The 18,223-nt window shown below is 53.6% G+C and carries 17 protein-coding genes; 9 read left to right on the forward strand and 8 right to left on the reverse strand.

Features of this window, described 5'->3' with window-relative positions:
• Positions 1-10 precede the first annotated feature (10 nt).
• From QP503_RS04910 to lnt, 7 genes are read left to right on the forward strand one after another with little or no spacing between them, the layout of a single operon-like run.
• Positions 11-1,030 carry an ABC transporter substrate-binding protein gene (locus QP503_RS04910; protein ID WP_103633742.1) on the forward strand — a complete coding sequence of 340 codons (1,020 nt, stop codon included), beginning with the start codon at positions 11-13 and terminating at the stop codon, positions 1,028-1,030.
• A 59-nt stretch (positions 1,031-1,089) separates the two neighbouring features.
• The gene (locus QP503_RS04915; protein ID WP_006681010.1) at positions 1,090-1,353 is read left to right on the forward strand and encodes a phosphoribosyl-ATP diphosphatase; all 264 of its coding nucleotides are present in this window, start codon (positions 1,090-1,092) and stop codon (positions 1,351-1,353) included.
• 22 nt (positions 1,354-1,375) lie between these two features.
• Complete coding sequence (gene hisG / locus QP503_RS04920) at positions 1,376-2,221, forward strand: ATP phosphoribosyltransferase (RefSeq protein WP_006681011.1); 846 nt, start codon at positions 1,376-1,378, stop codon at positions 2,219-2,221.
• A gap of 40 nt (positions 2,222-2,261) precedes the next feature.
• A complete protein-coding gene (locus tag QP503_RS04925; RefSeq protein ID WP_181002195.1) occupies positions 2,262-3,191 on the forward strand; it encodes a helix-turn-helix transcriptional regulator in 930 nt (309 codons plus the stop codon).
• On the forward strand, positions 3,191-4,168 hold the full coding sequence (locus QP503_RS04930; protein WP_285101370.1) for a helix-turn-helix transcriptional regulator: 978 nt from the start codon (positions 3,191-3,193) through the stop codon (positions 4,166-4,168). The genes QP503_RS04925 and QP503_RS04930 overlap by 1 nt, the downstream gene beginning before the upstream one ends.
• Complete coding sequence (locus tag QP503_RS04935; RefSeq protein ID WP_103633745.1) at positions 4,165-6,933, forward strand: DEAD/DEAH box helicase; 2,769 nt, start codon at positions 4,165-4,167, stop codon at positions 6,931-6,933. Before QP503_RS04930 ends, QP503_RS04935 begins: the two co-directional genes overlap by 4 nt.
• Positions 6,930-8,504, forward strand: coding sequence for an apolipoprotein N-acyltransferase (gene lnt, locus QP503_RS04940; RefSeq protein ID WP_103633764.1), 1,575 nt, complete (start codon positions 6,930-6,932; stop codon positions 8,502-8,504). The genes QP503_RS04935 and lnt overlap by 4 nt, the downstream gene beginning before the upstream one ends.
• A 136-nt stretch (positions 8,505-8,640) precedes the next feature.
• On the opposite strand, the gene QP503_RS04945 is transcribed toward lnt, so the two are convergent.
• Entirely contained in the window at positions 8,641-9,006 is a 366-nt protein-coding gene (locus tag QP503_RS04945; protein WP_006681016.1) for an RNA polymerase-binding protein RbpA, read from the reverse strand.
• 263 nt (positions 9,007-9,269) lie between these two features.
• On the opposite strand from QP503_RS04945, the gene QP503_RS04950 reads away from it, so the two are divergent.
• Entirely contained in the window at positions 9,270-10,049 is a 780-nt protein-coding gene (locus QP503_RS04950) for a phosphatase PAP2 family protein (protein WP_285101372.1), read from the forward strand.
• 36 nt (positions 10,050-10,085) lie between these two features.
• Positions 10,086-11,594, forward strand: a complete 1,509-nt coding sequence (locus tag QP503_RS04955) for an Hsp70 family protein (RefSeq protein WP_285101374.1) — start codon at positions 10,086-10,088, stop codon at positions 11,592-11,594.
• An 84-nt stretch (positions 11,595-11,678) separates the two neighbouring features.
• Here the strand turns inward: QP503_RS04955 and QP503_RS04960 are convergent, their stop codons facing one another.
• From QP503_RS04960 to pepN, 7 genes are all read right to left on the reverse strand, one after another.
• Positions 11,679-12,233 carry a MerR family transcriptional regulator gene (locus QP503_RS04960; protein WP_285101376.1) on the reverse strand — a complete coding sequence of 185 codons (555 nt, stop codon included), beginning with the start codon at positions 12,231-12,233 and terminating at the stop codon, positions 11,679-11,681.
• A gap of 130 nt (positions 12,234-12,363) precedes the next feature.
• A complete protein-coding gene (gene ftsR / locus QP503_RS04965; RefSeq protein WP_285101378.1) occupies positions 12,364-13,119 on the reverse strand; it encodes a transcriptional regulator FtsR in 756 nt (251 codons plus the stop codon).
• Positions 13,116-13,547 carry an FHA domain-containing protein gene (locus QP503_RS04970; protein WP_040318538.1) on the reverse strand — a complete coding sequence of 144 codons (432 nt, stop codon included), beginning with the start codon at positions 13,545-13,547 and terminating at the stop codon, positions 13,116-13,118. The genes ftsR and QP503_RS04970 overlap by 4 nt, the downstream gene beginning before the upstream one ends.
• Before the next feature lie 65 nt (positions 13,548-13,612).
• A complete protein-coding gene (locus tag QP503_RS04975) occupies positions 13,613-14,434 on the reverse strand; it encodes a DUF881 domain-containing protein (protein WP_285101380.1) in 822 nt (273 codons plus the stop codon).
• A gap of 5 nt (positions 14,435-14,439) precedes the next feature.
• Positions 14,440-14,772, reverse strand: coding sequence for a small basic family protein (locus QP503_RS04980; protein WP_006681024.1), 333 nt, complete (start codon positions 14,770-14,772; stop codon positions 14,440-14,442).
• A 2-nt stretch (positions 14,773-14,774) separates the two neighbouring features.
• Positions 14,775-15,611, reverse strand: coding sequence for a DUF881 domain-containing protein (locus QP503_RS04985; RefSeq protein ID WP_179370355.1), 837 nt, complete (start codon positions 15,609-15,611; stop codon positions 14,775-14,777).
• 2 nt (positions 15,612-15,613) lie between these two features.
• Complete coding sequence (gene pepN / locus QP503_RS04990; RefSeq protein ID WP_285084339.1) at positions 15,614-18,169, reverse strand: aminopeptidase N; 2,556 nt, start codon at positions 18,167-18,169, stop codon at positions 15,614-15,616.
• Positions 18,170-18,223: the final 54 nt, after the last annotated feature.

Here is an 18,223-nt window from a genome sequence, read left to right on the forward strand (position 1 = left end):
GTGGTTCCTCATGTCTGTTCGTCTTCGCGCATCTATCGTGGCTTTCGCCCTATTCGGCGTTACATGTGTGGGAGCATGTGCTCCCGATCCTTCGACCGCTGAGTCTGGTGCGTCGGCGTCACACGCAGTGACCGTTGGTCTCACTTATATTCCGAACGTGCAGTTCTCTCCCGTGTATGTCGCCCATGATGACAGCTTGTATTCGAATGCTGGGGTGGATGTGACGATTCGTCACCACGGTTCCGATGAGGGACTGTTTACGGCCCTCATTTCCGGTGAAGAAGACGTTGTGATTGCTTCGGGTGACGAGGCAATGGTGGCGCGTGATTCCGGGATGGATCTGGTGTCGATTGGTACCTATTACCGTCAGTACCCCGGCGTTGTGATTGTTCCAGCGGATTCTGAGATCCACACTCTGTCGGACCTTAAAGGACACAGCATCGGTATTCCCGGTGAGTATGGGTCGAACTGGTATGCGACCCTCTCGGCTATCTTACAGGGTGGCTTGAGCGAGAAGGATGTCGAGATTGCGTCGATTGGCTACACGCAACGAGCTGCTCTTGCTCAAGGTGAAGTGGATGCTGTCCTCGGTTTTGCGAATAATGACCTGGTTCAGATGCTCCAGTCGGGCATGGATGTCAGGGCCATTAGTTTGGAATCGCAGACGCCTCTTGTCGCGGCGTCGATCATCACGACCCGTCAGTGGGCTGAGGCAAACCCTGAACTTGCGTCAGCGGTTGTCAGCGCAACAACTGCTGGTATTAACTCGGTGATTGATGATCCCGACCATGCCCTTGACGTCACGATGGCGTGGGATGAGACTCTCAGCGACGAGACCTCGAAGTCTAATGCGATGGCAGTGCTTCAGGCGACAATTCCTCTGATGATGAACGCTGGCGGCCCGGCTGTGGCGAGGCAGGATCTTGATCGCTGGGAGATGATGGCAGAGTTCTTGGGCTCTGTGCCGGGTGTCGTCTCTCAGAAGCCCGATGCTTCTTTGGCTGCTACTAACGAGTATGTGAATGAATAAGGCTGTCCGCTAGGCGGATAGGGTTTCATTTGTTGTCCGAGGCGTCGTAAAGTCAGGCCATGGCTACTTTTGAAGATCTCTTTGCCGAACTGTCCGAAAAGGCTCAGACCCGCCCCGAGGGTTCTGGGACTGTTGCTGAACTGGACAAGGGCATCCATGCGATCGGAAAGAAGATCATCGAAGAAGCCGGCGAAGTGTGGATGGCTGCCGAATACGAGACTCTTGACGATCTCGCTCTTGAGATCTCGCAGCTCTTCTACCATGCGCAGGTCATGATGATTGCCAAGGGCCTGACCCTCGACGACATTTACAAGAAACTCTAAGCATTTTCGTTGAAGGATCTCCATGCTTCGCATTGCTGTGCCCAATAAGGGCTCACTGTCTGACCCTGCTGTTCGTCTGCTTTCTGAGGCTGGCTACAACACTCGTCGCCACGGTCGTGAGCTTGTTCTTACCGACACCCTGAATGATGTCGAACTCTTCTTCCTGCGTCCGCGAGACATCGCGGTCTATGTGGGACGAGGCTCCATTCAAGCGGGTATCACCGGTCGCGATCTGCTGCTTGACTCTCAGACTCAAGCAATCGAGCATTTCCCGTTGGGTTTTGCTCGTTCAACGTTCCGTTTTGCAGCTCCTACCGGCACGATTACCTCGATTGAACAGATCAACGGTAAGCGCGTTGCTGCGTCATATGACCATCTGGTGAAGTCATATCTTGATGAGCGTGGTGTGGATGCTGAGGTCGTTCACCTTGATGGGGCAGTGGAGTCCTCGGTGCGCCTGGGTGTTGCTGACCTGATTGCTGACGTCGTCGAAACCGGCTCAACCCTGAAGGCTGCCGGCCTTGAGGTGTTTGGTGAGCCTTTGGCGAAGTCAGAAGCTGTTCTGATCACACGTCCCGATGTCGTTGACGATCCGGCGCTGGCAACGCTGGTCAAGCGCCTCGAAGGTGTTCAGGTTGCTCGCAAGTATGTGATTGTTGACTACAACGTTCGCGAGTCTGCTCTTGATGCGGCGATCGCTATTGCGCCTGGCTTTGACTCTCCGACTGTTTCTCCATTGCAGGATTCTGCGTGGCGAGCGGTTCGCGTGATGGTGGAAGCACACCAAGTGAATCCGATTATGGATCAGCTTCACGAGGCTGGAGCCCGAGGAATTATCGTCACCGAATTGCGTGCCTCTCGTCTCTAGAACAGGGCTTTTGCTCGCGAGCATCAGTAGGCTTATGCCTATGGGAAATGACAGCTCGCGCGATGCTCGGTTGCTTGCCTTATTGAATTGTCTGAGGCATTCTGGACGCCCACTGTCTAAGCGGGAGATTCAGGAACAGGTTCTTCAGTATCAAGGACTGACTCACGATAACTTCGAGGGCCAATTCCAAGACGATAAAGAAACTCTTCACTCCATCGGTATCGCACTGACAATGCGGGGAACGAATCCTGATTTCACTTATGAAATTGATCCGAAAGCTTCGGCTCAGTTCCAAGGAGAGAACGTTCGTTTTGATGCCAGCGAGTCACGGCTCATTTCGATGGCAATCAAAGTGTGGGACGATGACGCGAATACGACGGCACTAAAAAAGCTAGCGCTTTCGATGGATCCGCCTGAAACGTCTTTTTCTCACGTGAATATCGGCCTTGATCACAGCGATGTGATTTGTGCGCTGAGCGAAGCAATCACGCATGGGCGCTTTGTCAGCTTTGACTACACGTCTGAATCGGATTCGTTCCGACGTAGCGTTGCTCCCCGAAAGCTTGTGATGCGCTCGAACTCCATGTACTTATGGGGTTTTGATATGGATAGGTACGCACCGCGTTTGTTCAAGCTGTCGCGGATTGCTTCCGAGATTGAAATTATTGGCGACTCTTTCGACGCACTGGAGCTTCCCGAGATCCCGGCAGATCCCTTCACTCTTCTAGAAATAGAGCCTCTTCTTGCAATTCGCGATGACGCATCGCTTGCGATTCGCGCCTACGTCCAACTGACAGGGCGCCTGATAACAGATGGTTGGTGCGAAGCCGTCGGGCTGCGAGCTTCCCGTCATACGTGGATGACGCGCGTTCTCACCGAAGGTGAAGATGTTGTTGTTCTTGCTCCCCACGATTTGAGGGATGAGATCTATGCCCGAATTGACAGGGCCTCGTCGTGGGGAGTTCAGTGATGGGAGCACGATCTACTGACGCGCTTGTTCGCCTGCTCGCGATTCGTGATTGGCTTGCAACGAATGCATATTTCGAACCTGTGCCACTCGACGATGTGGTCCGCCAGTTTGGTGGAACGCGAGACAAGATGCTTCGCGATTTGAATACCCTGTCAGTAGCTGATGATGACACGTTCGATTTCGACGGTCGTTTCTGGGTTGATATTGATCTTCTTCACGACTCAGGTCTTGTCCAGCTGATGTCGCATATTGACGCCAATCAGCTACCGGGCCTTACTCCAAGCGAAGCGTTGGCGATTCGTATCGGTCTTGAGTCTCTGTCGAGTGTTCTTTCCCGAGACCTTGTCGAGCGTATTCCCGCCGTTCTGGACAAGATTGGCCAGCTGGTTGGGGAGCGTGGTGATGAGCAGATTCTGCTTCATCACCGGGATCACCAGTGTCAGAATGCCTTTGCTCTTCTTGACCGTGCCATCGGGCTTCGCAGACCGGTTGTGTTCACCTATACCTCAGCGAATGGGGCGACTCAGCGTCGCGAAGTGGAACCTCGTGAACTTCATTTGGAAGGAACCGGCTGGATGCTTCTTGGCTGGTGCATGATCCACGATGAGTGGAGAACGTTCGCTGTTGACCGGATGAGCGACCTCGAAATCAATATGTCGCGTAAGAATGCCCGGCGGAAGTCACCCAATAGACTGCGTGACAACCAACAACCACTTGAGACACAACAACTGGTTGTTGGCCCCAATGGGCGTTGGGTAGCAGACGAATACCCGCAGGTAATCAGTCGTCAAGTCAACGATAAATTGACCGAACTGTTGATTCCGATCTGGAGCCGACCGTGGTTTTTGACGTTGCTTATTGATATTTCAGAGTCCCTTGAATCCGCCCCGCAGGACTCGCTCGTGCAAGCGGGTGAAGTTGCGCGTCAGATGAAGGCATCATGGGACGAGGTTCTAGACAGCGTGGAGACATTGTGAGCCCAAAAAGAAGGCGTCAGGCAAGCAAAGCTTCCGGGGAACCACAGCCTGTTGAGCAGCTGAGTCCGGCCCAGCGAATGCAGGCGTTTAAGAAGGATCAGCACATCCAACGCACCATGCGTTACGCATGGTGCGAGACCCTCGATTTTCAGGCTGATGATTTCCAGATCGAAGCGATGGATGCTCTCGAAGCTGGACAGTCAGTCTTAGTTGCTGCTCCAACTGGTGCTGGTAAGACGGTTGTGGGTGAATTCGCGACGTACCTTGCTCTCCAGAAGGGAAAAAGAAGCTTTTATACAACTCCGATTAAGGCGTTATCTAATCAGAAGTTTTCGGATCTACGTCGTCGCTTCGGTGAAGACACTGTTGGTCTTTTGACCGGTGATACGTCGATCAACTCTCACGCGCCAATCGTTGTGATGACGACTGAGGTTCTTCGGAACATGATTTATGCGGGCGCGGATCTATCGGATCTTGATTCGGTTGTGCTCGACGAGGTGCACTACCTAGCGGATCGCTTCCGTGGCCCCGTGTGGGAAGAAGTGATTATCCATCTTCCCGCTGAGCAAAAGATTGTCGCTCTATCGGCAACCGTTTCGAACGCTGAGGAATTCGGTACGTGGATCGGTCATGTTCGTGGAGGATGCCGGGTTGTTGTTTCCGAGCATCGTCCTGTCCCGCTGTATCAGCACATGTTGGTCGGGCGACATCTCTATGACTTGTATTCGCCATCGAAGAAGGGCGAATCAACGCGAATCAACCCGGAGCTACGTTCGGCTATCGGTCCGTCGAATCCTGGGAGAATGGGACGAGGTGGAAGGAATTGGCATGAAACTGCTCGTGTCAGACCTCCACGCGAGTCGCGTCCGTCGACTTTGATTGAGCTGGATCGAGCTGGCCTATTACCGACGATCACGTTTGTTTTTTCTCGGGCAGGGTGTGAAGACGCTGTCACCCAGGTTGTTCGCGCGGGAATTTGGCTGACCAATAAAGAAGAGCAGAAGCAGATTGCGACAGCGGTTGATGAGGTAAAAACTCAGGTTGGTGCACAAGACTGTCATGTCTTAGGGATTAATGCGTGGGGTGAGGCACTAGAACGTGGAATCGCAGCGCATCACGCGGGTCTTCTTCCCATTCAGAAAGAGACAGTAGAAAAGCTCTTCACGCGCGGTTTGATCAAAATGGTGTATGCGACTGAGACGCTTGCTCTAGGCATCAATATGCCGGCTCGCAGTGTCGTCATCGAGTCGTTGCGCAAATGGAATGGAGCTGCCCACGTTCAGCTGACACCGGGGGAGTACACCCAATTGTCGGGTCGTGCTGGTAGGCGTGGCATCGATACCGAGGGACATGCAATTGTTCTTCACCGTGGCCAAGTTACTCCTGAAGAGGTCAATGCTCTTGCCTCTAAACGAACATACCCACTGATCAGTGCTTTCACTCCGACCTACAACATGGTTGTGAACCTGCTTCACCATTCGTCGCGGGCTGCCACGCGTGATGTGCTTGAAACATCGTTCGCTCAGTTCCAAGCCGATGGCGGGGTCGTTGAACTTGCACAGCATGCCCGTGCGCTCGCACGCCAGCGTGCCAAGTTCGAGCAGGATATGGAATGTGATCGCGGAGATGCGCGCGAGTATTTTGCGCTTCGTGACGATCTTGTTCTTGCCCAGAAGTCCGAATCTAAGCTGAGGGCTGCCGAAAAACGCAGTGCAAATCGTGTGGCGTTGGCGACCTGTCAGCCAGGAACAATCATTCGTTATGGATCTGGTCGTCGTAGCCTGTACGCGGTGGTTGCGTTCCATTCCGACACGGCTATCGGGCACGTTTCTACAACGTTGATTGGCACGGATGGGAAGTTCCATTCGCTGTCAGCTAAAGATGTCTCATCTTCTTTCGCTGTTGTGGGGTCGATGAAGATTGCCGGCGGATCTGCGGTGCGTCGGAATAAAGAACGAATGAAAATCGCTGATGAACTCAAGCGCCGTATTCGGGTGAAATCTATTGAGATTCCGCTTGATACGCCGGACTTTGATGCGACCAAGAGCGCCCAGATCGAGAAGCAACTGAAGGCTCATCCTGTTCATCAGTGTCCTGAACGTGAACACCATGCGCGTGCAGGGCATCAGTGGGCCCGAATTAATCGCGAGTTGCGCAAGGTGAACGAACGCATTGACTCTCGAACACATTCCGTTGCCCATAAGTTCGACCGAGTATGCCAGGTTTTGGAGGAACTAGGCTTTCTTGACGGCGATACTGTGACCGACCAGGGTGAACGTCTACGTCATATCTTTGGCGAGCGCGACATCATCGTCATGGAGTGTTTGCGAAGCGGAGCGTGGAGCGGATTGGATGACGCGGAATTGGCTGCGATCGTGTCGACGTGTGTGTTTGAGTCGCGTCGTGAAGATGGTGCGCGTCCTGCACTCCCGGTTGGTCTTTCAAAGAATTTGACGCGCGCACTCAAGGCAACATTTCAAGCAAGTGCGAAGGTCGCAGAGGTTGAGAAGCGAGCCGGACTTGAACCGACAACTGAGCCTGATTCGGGAATGATGGAAGCGTGTCTGGCGTGGGCTCATGGGGCATCGTTGGGAACCTCGCTCGATGGCGAAGAGATGCTCGGTGGCGACTTCGTTCGTTGGATTCGTCAGGTCATGGATCTGTTGGATCAGCTGCGTCATGACACTGACGAAGCGATGGCGTCGCAGGCGAAGCGTGCCCGACACCAACTTGTTCACGGCGTAGTAGCGTGGTCGGTGTTATGAAAAATACTTCTTTGATTGTTGATGTTTTTCTCAGCGCCCTTGCAGGCGTGGGAATGTGGGCAGCCTTCCCGTCCCTGTCGTTATGGTGGCTGATCTTTCCGTCTCTTGCTCTCTATTTTTCACGTGTGGATCATTCGACTCTTTCACGCGGACTGCTGAACACCGTTGTTTTTGGTTTTTCCTGGTGGCTTCCTCTGATTCACTGGGTGACGCTGGCGACCGGAGGATATTTACCGTGGGCCGCTCTTGCTACGACTCAGGTGATTGCGTTGTGCCTGTGGGCAGTGATCGCGCGTCTGTCACAGTCGATTCCAGTGGTGAATTCTCCGTTGGGACAGCCTTTTGTCTATGCATTGACGTGGGTGGGTGTCGAGCAGCTTCGTAGTCACTATCCCTGGACTGGTTTTCCGTGGGGAAATGTCGCGATGCCACAGGTTGATTCACCACTTGGTCACCTTGCCCCGTGGGGTGGGGAAGTGGTGGTGTCATTTGTGAGCGTTGCCCTCGCAGTTGCGCTTCGGAGAGTGTTCTATTTCCGCTCAGATTTGGGCGATGAGCATTGGTTCACGAGGCCGGCTCTGCTTGTTGGAAGTCTCGGCGTATTTTTTGCCGCGTGGATGATTCCGCTTCCTTTGTCGCAAGAGGCAGGCACGATTCGTGTGGGAGTTGTTCAGGGAGACGTTGAACTACCGGGAGCACACACCTTTGGTATCGAAGGTAAGGTCACAACGAACAATTCTGCGATGACTCAGGAGCTTGTGGCTCAGTCTGATCCTGTCGATCTGCTGATCTGGGGAGAAACCGGCGCCGATCGTGACCCGAGAGAATCCGGTTTGGTTGCCCAGCTTGTTGATTCTTCGGCCACGTTGGCTCATGCGCCGTTGCTCTTCGGTTTCGCGAACGTTAAAGATGACAAGCGTTGGAATTGGTTGGGCGTCTGGTACGAGTCCGAGGGACTCGATGAAGAAAGCCTCTATGCTAAGCAAAAGCCTGTTCCTTTTGGAGAATTCATTCCTTTCCGTTCGCTGATTTCGAAGCTTGCTACCCAGGCTGCTCAGATCAATATGGACATGGCTGCCGCTGATAATCTTGCATTAATGAATGTTCATCTCCATGATTCGCGGACGATTCCGATCGCTGTAGGGATTTGTTTTGAATCCGCTTACCCGGCGGTGATTGGTCCTGGTGTTATGGCAGGTGGACAGCTCATTGTCACTCCGTCGAATAACTATCATTTCCAATCTTCATCGGAGTCTGCCCAGCAGAATCAGCTTCTGCGTTTGAGAGCAATGGAGTATTCGCGTTCAGCGATCCAAGCGTCGACTACCGGAATGTCGTCAGTGATTTTGCCGGATGGTCGTATGAAGGCGACAACCGATCCTCACAGTGCTGCGTGGCTTGCTGACTCGGTGCCTCTGAGGACGTCGATGACGAAGACTGCTGAGTTGGGGGAGTTGCCCGCTCAGATGGTTATGGGAGCAACGGGTGTGTACGGCGTTTTTGCCTTGCTCTATGCGTCGATTCAGGCTGTGGTGAACTGGAACTCTCTAAGGCGTCAAAATAGGATCTGACCTGCATAAATATGCTTTAAATTGTGCGTGAAACGTTCGATAGAGGGTATTATTATGTCAGATACTCCTCGCTTCGCTCAGGAAGTCAGGAGTATCTGGAGGCTTTATTGAGTTGAGCAAGCCAAGCCCAGGGGTGTCAGCCCTTACGATAGTGACCTTCGGGTTGAAGGCGCCCTTCGCGGTATGCGGTGAGCTGTTCGTTAAGGACAACTTCAAGTTCTTCAAGACTGCGGCGCTCGCGAAGCATATCCCAGTGGGTGCGAACAGCCTTGGCGGGCTTTGTTTCTTCATCTTCTGGCGCATCGCCAATCAGTTCAGCAGAACTACCGCACCGGCATTCCCAAGTTGCTGGCGGAGTTGCTTCGCTAGCAAGAGGAACCTCGAACTCGTGACCGTTCGGGCAGACGTACGAAACAGTGTAGCGTTCGGCAAAGACGACACCGTCTTCAGACTCCATAGACTTTGCGCCGATCTGCATTCCTCGGAGCGCGCGATCTGCCATGGTGATCTCCTTAAGGTCATTGAAGCTAGCACTCTATTTTAGCGGAGATATCAGCATTTGCATTACTAGCGGATCTCTCGCACACGAAGCTAAAGCCGATAATGTACATTATGTCAGAATTGTTGGGGTTTTGATCCATCTTCAATTCCATGCACTCCTCTCACAAATGGTTGCCAACACCACGATGAATCCACCGTGCAACCGGAAGAAAAGTAGACAACGATAGGTAAGGACATCTATGGAATGCGAAAGGAAGGGATGACATGAGTGTTGCACTGAAAACCGATCAGCGGACCGCCGTTTCTGGTGCTTCAGCGAATGTCCGAAAACCCCTCCCTGAAATTGCTCTTGTCGGAACCTGTGCTCTGCTCTATTCGCTGATGTGCGCCATTGCGCCCGTTACGCGAGTTGCTGCAGTTCGGCATGCGCGTCAGATTCTGCGCCTCGAAAACTATCTCGGGATCAACGTCGAACTCGCGCTCAACACATGGCTCTCCCACCACCCGTGGCTCGCCAATGTTTCAGCGGTTTTCTATTCCGTTTCATTCTTTGCCGTGACATTCACAGCCTTGGCCATCGTGTGGGTGAAACGCCCAGACCGCTACGATTTCGTTCGCAACTCACTCTTCGTGATGACTGGTGGCGCAATGATCACCTATTGGGTGTATCCCCTGGCTCCTCCGCGATTCTTTCCCTCACTGGGGTACGTCGATGCCGTAGCTACCCAATCAACGCTTGGCTCTGGATACTCGACTGCCTTTTCTTATTTGGCGAACTCTTATGCTGCGATGCCATCCATGCACACGGGCTGGGCTGTATGGAGTGCCATTGTTCTAGGTACATTTGTCTTTAAGACCTGGCGAGCCCGAGCAATTCTTGCCCTGCATCCCCTCTACACAATCTGGGTAATCCTTGCGACCGCCAATCACTACGTGCTGGACGCAGTGGGTGGTATTGTGTTCTGCTTACTTGGTTTCCTTCTGACCACCCTCATCATTACTCGAGTATCACAGCGTCAATCACTTGAAGCCCGAGGTGTCTGAGCGGGGGCATTCGGCCTAGCCGATACTCTTGAACCTATGAAGTTCGGAGTAGATTTTGGCACCACCCGCACAACCGTTGCCCTCGTTGATCGAGGCAACTATCCCCTGATCTCATTCATCTCCCCCGATGGTGACGCCTTTGACCACGTCCCTTCGGTTGTTGCTCTGGATGACAAAGGCTTGCTCTTTGGCTTTGAAGCTCACGAAGCAGCTCTCGGAGGCGGCGAACACATCCGATCTTTCAAGCGCCTTCTATCCGACCCTGACGTCACACCTCGGACAACTCTTCGCCTCGGAAACCGCGACTTCCTGATCATCGATGTTCTTACTCGCTTCCTGGAGTACGTCGCAGGTATGGTACGAGAGAATTCATCCGCCGTTATCGAAGGCGATGAACCGCTTGAAGCGGTCATCGGTATCCCCGCGCATGCGTGGTCTGCTCAGCGTTTTATGACCCTTGAAGCATTTAAAGCAGCCGGTTGGCACGTCATCGAAATGATGAACGAGCCCTCAGCTGCAGGTTTTGAATACACCCACCGCCATGCTTCCAGCTTGAACGCAAAACGCACTCGGGTCCTCGTTTACGACTTGGGCGGTGGCACCTTCGATGCTTCTCTTGTCGAAGCAGTCGGGCGCGACCACGCTGTCCTCGATTCCGCCGGCGATAATCTACTGGGCGGAGACGACTTCGACATGGTGCTGGCACAGGTTGCACTTCGCAACGCCAACGTGATGCCCGCTTCTCTGAGTGATATGGAGTGGCAAGCGCTGATCGAAGAATGCCGCGTTGTTAAAGAATCGCTGAACCCCAACAGTCGCAACGTTGTCGTCACCGTTGGTGACACTCCGATCTCGTTTTCCGTCAAGGACTACTACGAGGCTGCAACTCCGCTTGTTGAACACACGCTGGAGGTCTTAAATTCACTCCTTTCCCCCACAGAAAACGGTGGCGAACGCGTGATTCCAGAGGACGTTGCCGGTCTTTATGTTGTTGGTGGCGCTTCTGAATTCCCACTAGTCTCGAGGGTGCTCCGTCGTCGATTTGGTCGTCGCGTCCATCGTTCGACTCACAACGCCGGCTCGACGGCTATCGGCCTTGCCATTGCGGCCGATGAACAGGCCGGATACACCGTGTCAGAACGTCTTGCGCGCGGGCTTGGCGTCTTCCGTGAATACGATTCGGGCGCATCCCTCTCCTTCGACCCGTTACTTACCCCCGATGATCGATGGACACCGGGCGAAGACACCCTTGTTGTTCGGCGTTACATGGCTGCCCACAACGTTGGCTACTACCGCTTTGTTGAGTATCGCAGCGTGGACGAGCAGGGCGTTCCGCGTGGTCAGGTAAGCCCAGCCGGCGAAATCATCATGCCGTTTGATCCTGTGCTACAGGGTGAAGACGTTGACCTGAAACATGTTTCGGTTGAGCGCACTGACATCGGGCACCTTATCGAGGAACGCTACCGAGTAGATGAGAACGGAATCGTTGACGTTGAAATTGTTGACACTGAAACCGGTTACACGCGGTCTGCGCGCCTGGGCTGAGCGACAAGCGATCAACGAAAAGAGGGGCGGTGATGAATAATCACTGCCCCTCTGACATAGGCGATGACCTATGAAAGCAAAGCTTTAGGAAATCGAACGGAGCTTACGCTTGCGAAGTTCTGCCAGTTCATCAACGTGGTCGCTCAAACGTTCAATAGGAAGCTCAGCAAGAGAGCCTTCAACCTCGCGCCACACGCGACCAACGGCAATGCCGAAAACGCCCTGACCACCCTGAAGAAGGTCAATCACCTCATCCGTCGACGTGCATTCGTAGACTGACGCGCCGTCACTCATCAACGTGATGGATGCGAGGTCGTCCACTCCCCTGTTCTGGAGTTGCGAAACTGCTTGACGAACCTGCTGAAGAGAAACGCCGGTATCCAGAAGCTTCTTGACGATCTTTAAAACAAGAATGTCTTTGAACGAGTACAGGCGCTGCGAACCTGAACCTCGTGCGGCACGAACGGAAGGCTGAAGGAGACCGGTGCGAGCCCAGTAGTCGAGCTGGCGGTAGGTGATGCCAGCGGCTGCACATGCGACGGGACCACGGTATCCGAGGCCTTCACAGTCAATGCCTTCAAGGGGATCACCGAAGAGCATCGCTTGGCGCGATTCGGCCTCGTATGGTTCGGCGCTCACTAGGACTCCTGCAATAATGAAAGACGTATCAGTTGATGGTGATACCACGCTATGCGTTATTGAACGCAAGGTCAATGACACGACCGGCGAGCCTCAAGTTCAAGTTGAACTTGAGGGTTGAGATCCCCTCTTAGAGAATCTGACCAACAGAGATTCGCAAGAACTCTCTGTGCAGGTCAGCAATGATTTCGGCAGATTCAGTCACCTTCGCGTTCAAACGTTCATTGTCAGATGAACGTCCACGCGAACGAGTAGATTGAACAGTCTGATCAATCACGTCAGAACAACGATCCGCACTGAGTTTCACTGCACGCAACAGACGAATATCGAATCCTTGGGATTCAAGAGTGGCAACGTGTCGCACAATCTGCAACGAGCGCACTGGGAAATAGCCCGCAATATCAGGGGCAATCAATCCCGCAGAAGAATAACGTTCCAGCGTTGAAATATCGACGCCGGCCAGATCGGTCAGTTCCCTAGCCGACAGATAGGGAGAAGACGGCACGACACTAACGCCCTCAGACGAAACGATACGAGGCCGCCTGACCGCTTCAACCTGATGACCCGCATCAAGGGCGCGCAGGTGCTCACCGATTACTCGAAGAGGAGTAAAAGAGTCGCGCTGTTGTGTCAGAACATAACGCATACGTTCCACATCGGTCTGCGAGTACTTGCGATAGCCCGACTTCGTACGCGCAGGAGTTACCAACCCCTGGTCATCGAGGTAGCGAACCTTCGACACAGAGATAGCAGGAAACTCTTTCTTTAGTTCCTCGACAACTCTACCGATCGAAAGAACCGGATCCCTGGACGCATCGTGTGGCCACGGCCCCGTAATACTCGTATGTTCAGCCTCAGAGCTGAACTGTGCAGCCTGAGAACTCATGCTTGCAAGGGCGAAGGCTGGTATGTCAGGCGATACTTTCCAATCTGGACCTCGTCGCCAGCGTTTAAACGAATGGAGTCAACGCGCTCCCGATTCACATACGTGCCGTTCAACGAACCGGAATCACGCACAATATGACCGCCGTCTTCAGCCTTGAACTGGCAATGCTTACGGGAAACGGTCACATCGTCTAAGAAAATATCGGATTTCGGGGAACGACCAGCATTCGTTACCTCACTGTCGAGAAGAAAACGAGCACCCGAGTTCGGGCCACGCTGAACGATCAGCAGAGCAGAACCAGCAGGAAGTGAATTCACCGCTTCCTGGTCGCGTGCAGACAACACAAGAGGAGCATCAACTTGCTCTTCAACCGGCGAAAGCCCAAAGATGGAAGTTGCGGTTGGATCGAAATCGTTAGTGGATTCCATGATCTCCCCCTGTGATAGACGCATTCATTACCCTCAATAGTCTAACGGGTACAGGGCAAACGTACTTACTCGTCAGAAGATTTGGACTCTTCTGACGTATCAACCACGGCATATTGAGGCTGAGGTACAGAAGACACAGAATCAATCGAAATGTGCCCAACCACTGAAACCGTCACATTCGCGTCCTTTGCGCGCATCTGGGCAGCCGAGCCAGCTTGAATCTCTAGAGCAGTCGCGATCGTCTGACCCTCGCCGATCACATGCCAATCATACGGTTGCGACAAGACAACGCCATCGACCGCAATCATATTATTGTCAGACGTAAACGCGCTCCGGGTGGAAAGACGCACGCCGTTCAACTCGATTGCCTCAGCCCCGGCATTACGTAACTCCCCTAGCGTCATCACGAACTCGGTAGCCGTTAAACGATTCGCTTCATCACCGATGTGTATGAGCACCCCGGGTCCCTCGACAGGAACTCTGCCTGAATTGATCTGAGCGAGCTGATTAATCTTCCGAGCCGTCTGAGCCGCCGCTTCTTGCTCCGACTCGTTGGCTTCAATCTCGGCAACCTGCTGTTGCAAAGCAGAACGCTCCTGACGAAGGTTATTCTCCTGAGAATTCAGCTCAGAAAGCAACGCAACCAAGTCTTGTTCGCTCAAGGCTTCCAAGGGATCTTCCCGTTGAGCACGAACGGTTGTCACCAGCGCAAAACCAAGAATGAAACAGATCAGAACAAGGACAAGGTGAATCGTGCGCGGAACGGCAAAAAGAGCTTGAACAAACTGCGCGCGACCCGGCTTCATGTCCTTTTCAGCGGACGCAACCTCGTCCCTTCGAGAAGCTCCATGTCGCCCATGACGCGAATTCTTCGAATCTAAACTCATGGACTTTACGCCTTAAAAATCAGACGACGAATCGACGCTGTATTCGAAAAGATACGAATACCCAACACGACGATGACGGCCGTCGTAATCGCGGACCCCACCCCAAGCTGAGTTCCCAACCACACAAGCAAACAGGCAACAACGACATTCCAGAAGAACGACGTGATGAACACGCGATCATGGAACACCCCTTCAAGCCAAGCGCGTGTCGCGCCAAAGAGAGCGTCCAAGCCCGCGATTACCGCAACCGGCAAGAACGGCTGAAGCCAAACCGGAATCGTCGGATCAAGGAAAAGTCCCAAGATAATGCCAGCCGCTAGGCCAATGACAACAACCATGACTATTCTCCTTGGGAATTCGACGCTACCGCATACTGCGGAGTACGGACATTAAGCGCTGGCATTTGAATTTCGGCGGTGCCCGCAGCCGAGATTTCAATGCCGTTCATTGACTTCGCAGTTGAAAGAAAATCACCTGTTGACCCGCGCACAAGACCAACGGACAGTGTGTTCGCATCTCCGATAGCTCTCACCTCGTACGGAGATTCAACGGGAGTGACGTTCACAAGAATTGCCGAACCAGCAGTACGAATAAACGTGCCTGGGCCAATTCGTAGGTCATTGATTGAAATTGCCTCGGCTCCCCCAGCCCAGAGGGCATTCACGATCACATTCAAGTCAATGTCGCGGACCTGACCTCGGGACCCTTGTGTCAGCGTTTTTGCTGATGACGAGTCCTTGACCGTGACCGTAATTCCCGGACCAACCACGGGTTCCATTGCATTCGTCAGTGCAACCGAAGGATCAACGAGGACCTGAGGAGCTGTCGACGACGCAGCTTGGTTGACGCGGGTGGACAACGATTGAACGTTGTCCTGAAGGGAAGCCACGACGCTTTGACTAGATTGTGCCTGATCGCGAAGGCTTTGAGTAATGTCAGTGTCCTGAGCGGTACGCAATGACATCACTGCGATTGTGAGCGTGAAGCCGAGCGCCAGCGTGAAAACAAAAGCGATCGGGCGATGCCACCAATGCTTGGGATGCTGAGTATCGTCATAGCTTTCGTACCCAACATCGAGCGGATTATTCAGCAACGAGGTCAGCAACGACATCGACGTAGCAGGATCATTGCCTTGCGCCGGCGAAGAAGACGTTGTGTGCGTGTTGTATTCTTGCACGCCTACATCCAGGTGCGTTGTACGTTAATTGCGCGAGATGCGTAATCAACATGCTCAATGAGAAGACGTCTTAACGGCCATGCTGCATTCTCGTGTTCGCCGAGCCAACGATTCACCCGACCAATATGGTCCTCGACGCTTTCGGGGCTGTCGGCATAAACCGGGAGCGAAAGAAGGCCCTTGATGTAGCGAATCGACAGGGCAATTGAGTGCGTATTCCAGAAGTATTCAAGTGAGCCAAGACCGCGGTCAATGAAGCTTGAGCCTTGCCACGAGGATGCAGCAAATCCGTCGAGGATTGCGCTCAGCGTGTCGTTTGCGATCCCGTCAACGAAGAGTTTCGACCACGAGGCCTCACGTTCTTTTTCGTACGGCAGAGCTGCAATTGCGCGTTCTGATGCGGTCTTTGCTTCGCCTGTTGGGGAAGTGGCGAGCCATGCTTCAATACGATCGCGTCCGATCGAACCAGAAGCAGCAATGACAGTACGAGCTGTCCAAACGATCTCGCTGGTCAAAGTATTCGCATACGATTCCACGGTCTGACTAATCGCGGGATCATCGGTCATTGGATAGGTAAAGAACAGGGTCTTCAACCATGCGCGACCACGATCCGTGGCGTGCTTACGCGACAGACGTAGCGCAAGCCTTCCTACCGTTGTCGCAATCGCGGCACGCTGTTCCTTTGGCACGTAGGTGCCCAGGGTAATGCGACCGAGCTCCAACAAGCGATCCGCAAGTGTTTCGTCGATTTCGTTTTCTGCATGACGGAATGCTGCAAGAGCGAAGTCACTGGGGTTCAAGCGGCAGTCACGGACACCGTTGAACAGGGCACCCCACACGACGCATCGCGTCATCAGGTCGGGACATGCCGAAATGAAGGCAAGCGCATTGGATGCTGAGCGATCGTCGAGGTAGGTGACCGCATACGTCAGATCGCCGTCATTGACGACGAGTAGATCCATATCCGTAATACCGGCTGGTTGGCTAAGAAGCCCCGCGGGATCAACCTCTTGGGATCGACCTTCCATTGTTAGCTCAAAACGATGCGTCATCTGGAGCTGATCGCGTTTCATCGCCCACGTTGTGACATCGAAACGATGCGGGCGAGTCGTATCTGACTCAGACTCATCCGTGATCTGGAAATTGGTGACGCTACCAATACGGGAGATATCAAAGTGAGGAACGAGTTTCGAAGGACCGGAGGTAGTAAGCCATGTGGACACCCAGTGGGATAAGTCTTTGCCCGTTGCTTCCTGCAGGCAGTCGACGAGGTCCTGGAATGAGGTCGATCCGAAAGCATGGCGTTGGAAGTAAATTTGCGCGGCTTCAAAGAAGGCTTCTTCGCCGACGGTTGCTACCAACTGGTTGAGTACCGAAGCGCCCTTGGCATAGGTGATGCCGTCAAAGTTGGTCTTGGCTGCGCCAACGTCGGGAATGTCAGCAATGATCGGGTGAGTTGTAGGCATGAGGTCTTGCTCGTAGGCCCAGATTTTGCGACCTGTAGCAAATGTGGCCCTCTCCCCCGTGTACACGGTTGCTCGGCTTGCTGCCAGGGCACCCTGATTCTCGGCGAATGACTCCTTCAACCAGAGGTCGTCCCACCATCGAGGTGTTACAAGATCCCCAAACCACATGTGGCACATTTCGTGAAGAATCGTGTTTGCTCGACGCTGACGCTGGGCGAAGGTCGGGGTGTCACGTGAGAGGTATGAGTCGTTAAAGGTCACGCATCCCGGATTCTCCATGGCTCCCAAGTTGTATTCGGGAACGAAGATCTGATCGTACTTGCCCCAAGGGTATGTGATGCCATAGTGCTGGTGGTAGAAGTCCAAGCCAGCGCGCGTAACGGAAAGAATGTCGTTGGAATCAATCGCTTGAGCCAAGCTTGAACGGCACATCAAGCGCAGTGGAACATCAATCTTCTGACCGTCGTTTGCTCCCCCACTCCACGTACCTCCGTCAATGACAGCCCAGTCACCGGCAACGACGGCGGTGATGTAGCTGGACAACAGGCGCGTTCGAGCAAAGACATGTCGTGTGCCGTTTTCAATGGGTTCGGTATGTAGCTCTGCTCCGTTGGAGGCAACAACCCAGTGTTCCGGTGCATCGACGATGAATGACCACTCGGCTTTCAAATCTGGTTGGTCGAAGCATGGCCATGCGCGGTGAGCGTCTTGGGGTTCAAACTGCGTGTACAGGTAAACGTGTCCATCTTCTGGGTCAATGTACCGATGCAGACCTTCACCGGAGTGTGAATACGGGCACCGCGCCTGAACCTCAACCGTGCACTCAGTATCGACGGGCAGGCCACTGAGGGCCAGACACTCGTCATTTTGCGTGATCTCTCGCGCCTCGCCATTCACACTGAGCCGGGTAACCTGGCCTGCGATGTCGACGAAGGTGGAATCCGCGTGGGAAGTCAGGGTGAAGGTGGACGTAACCACAAACTCGGTATTGTCTTGGCTATCCCCACCGCGCACATCAAGATTGACCTTCATCGTCGAAAGGTCGATTGCGTGTGAACGTTGACGGGCTTCATCGCGGGATAGGACGTGCATAACCGTAGTTTACGGCGCGTTCTTGAACACTTCGAGAAGCGATTGTAAGCGTTT

Source organism: Pauljensenia sp. UMB0895 (assembly GCF_030218905.1).
In the GTDB taxonomy this organism is placed as follows: domain Bacteria; phylum Actinomycetota; class Actinomycetes; order Actinomycetales; family Actinomycetaceae; genus Pauljensenia; species Pauljensenia turicensis_A.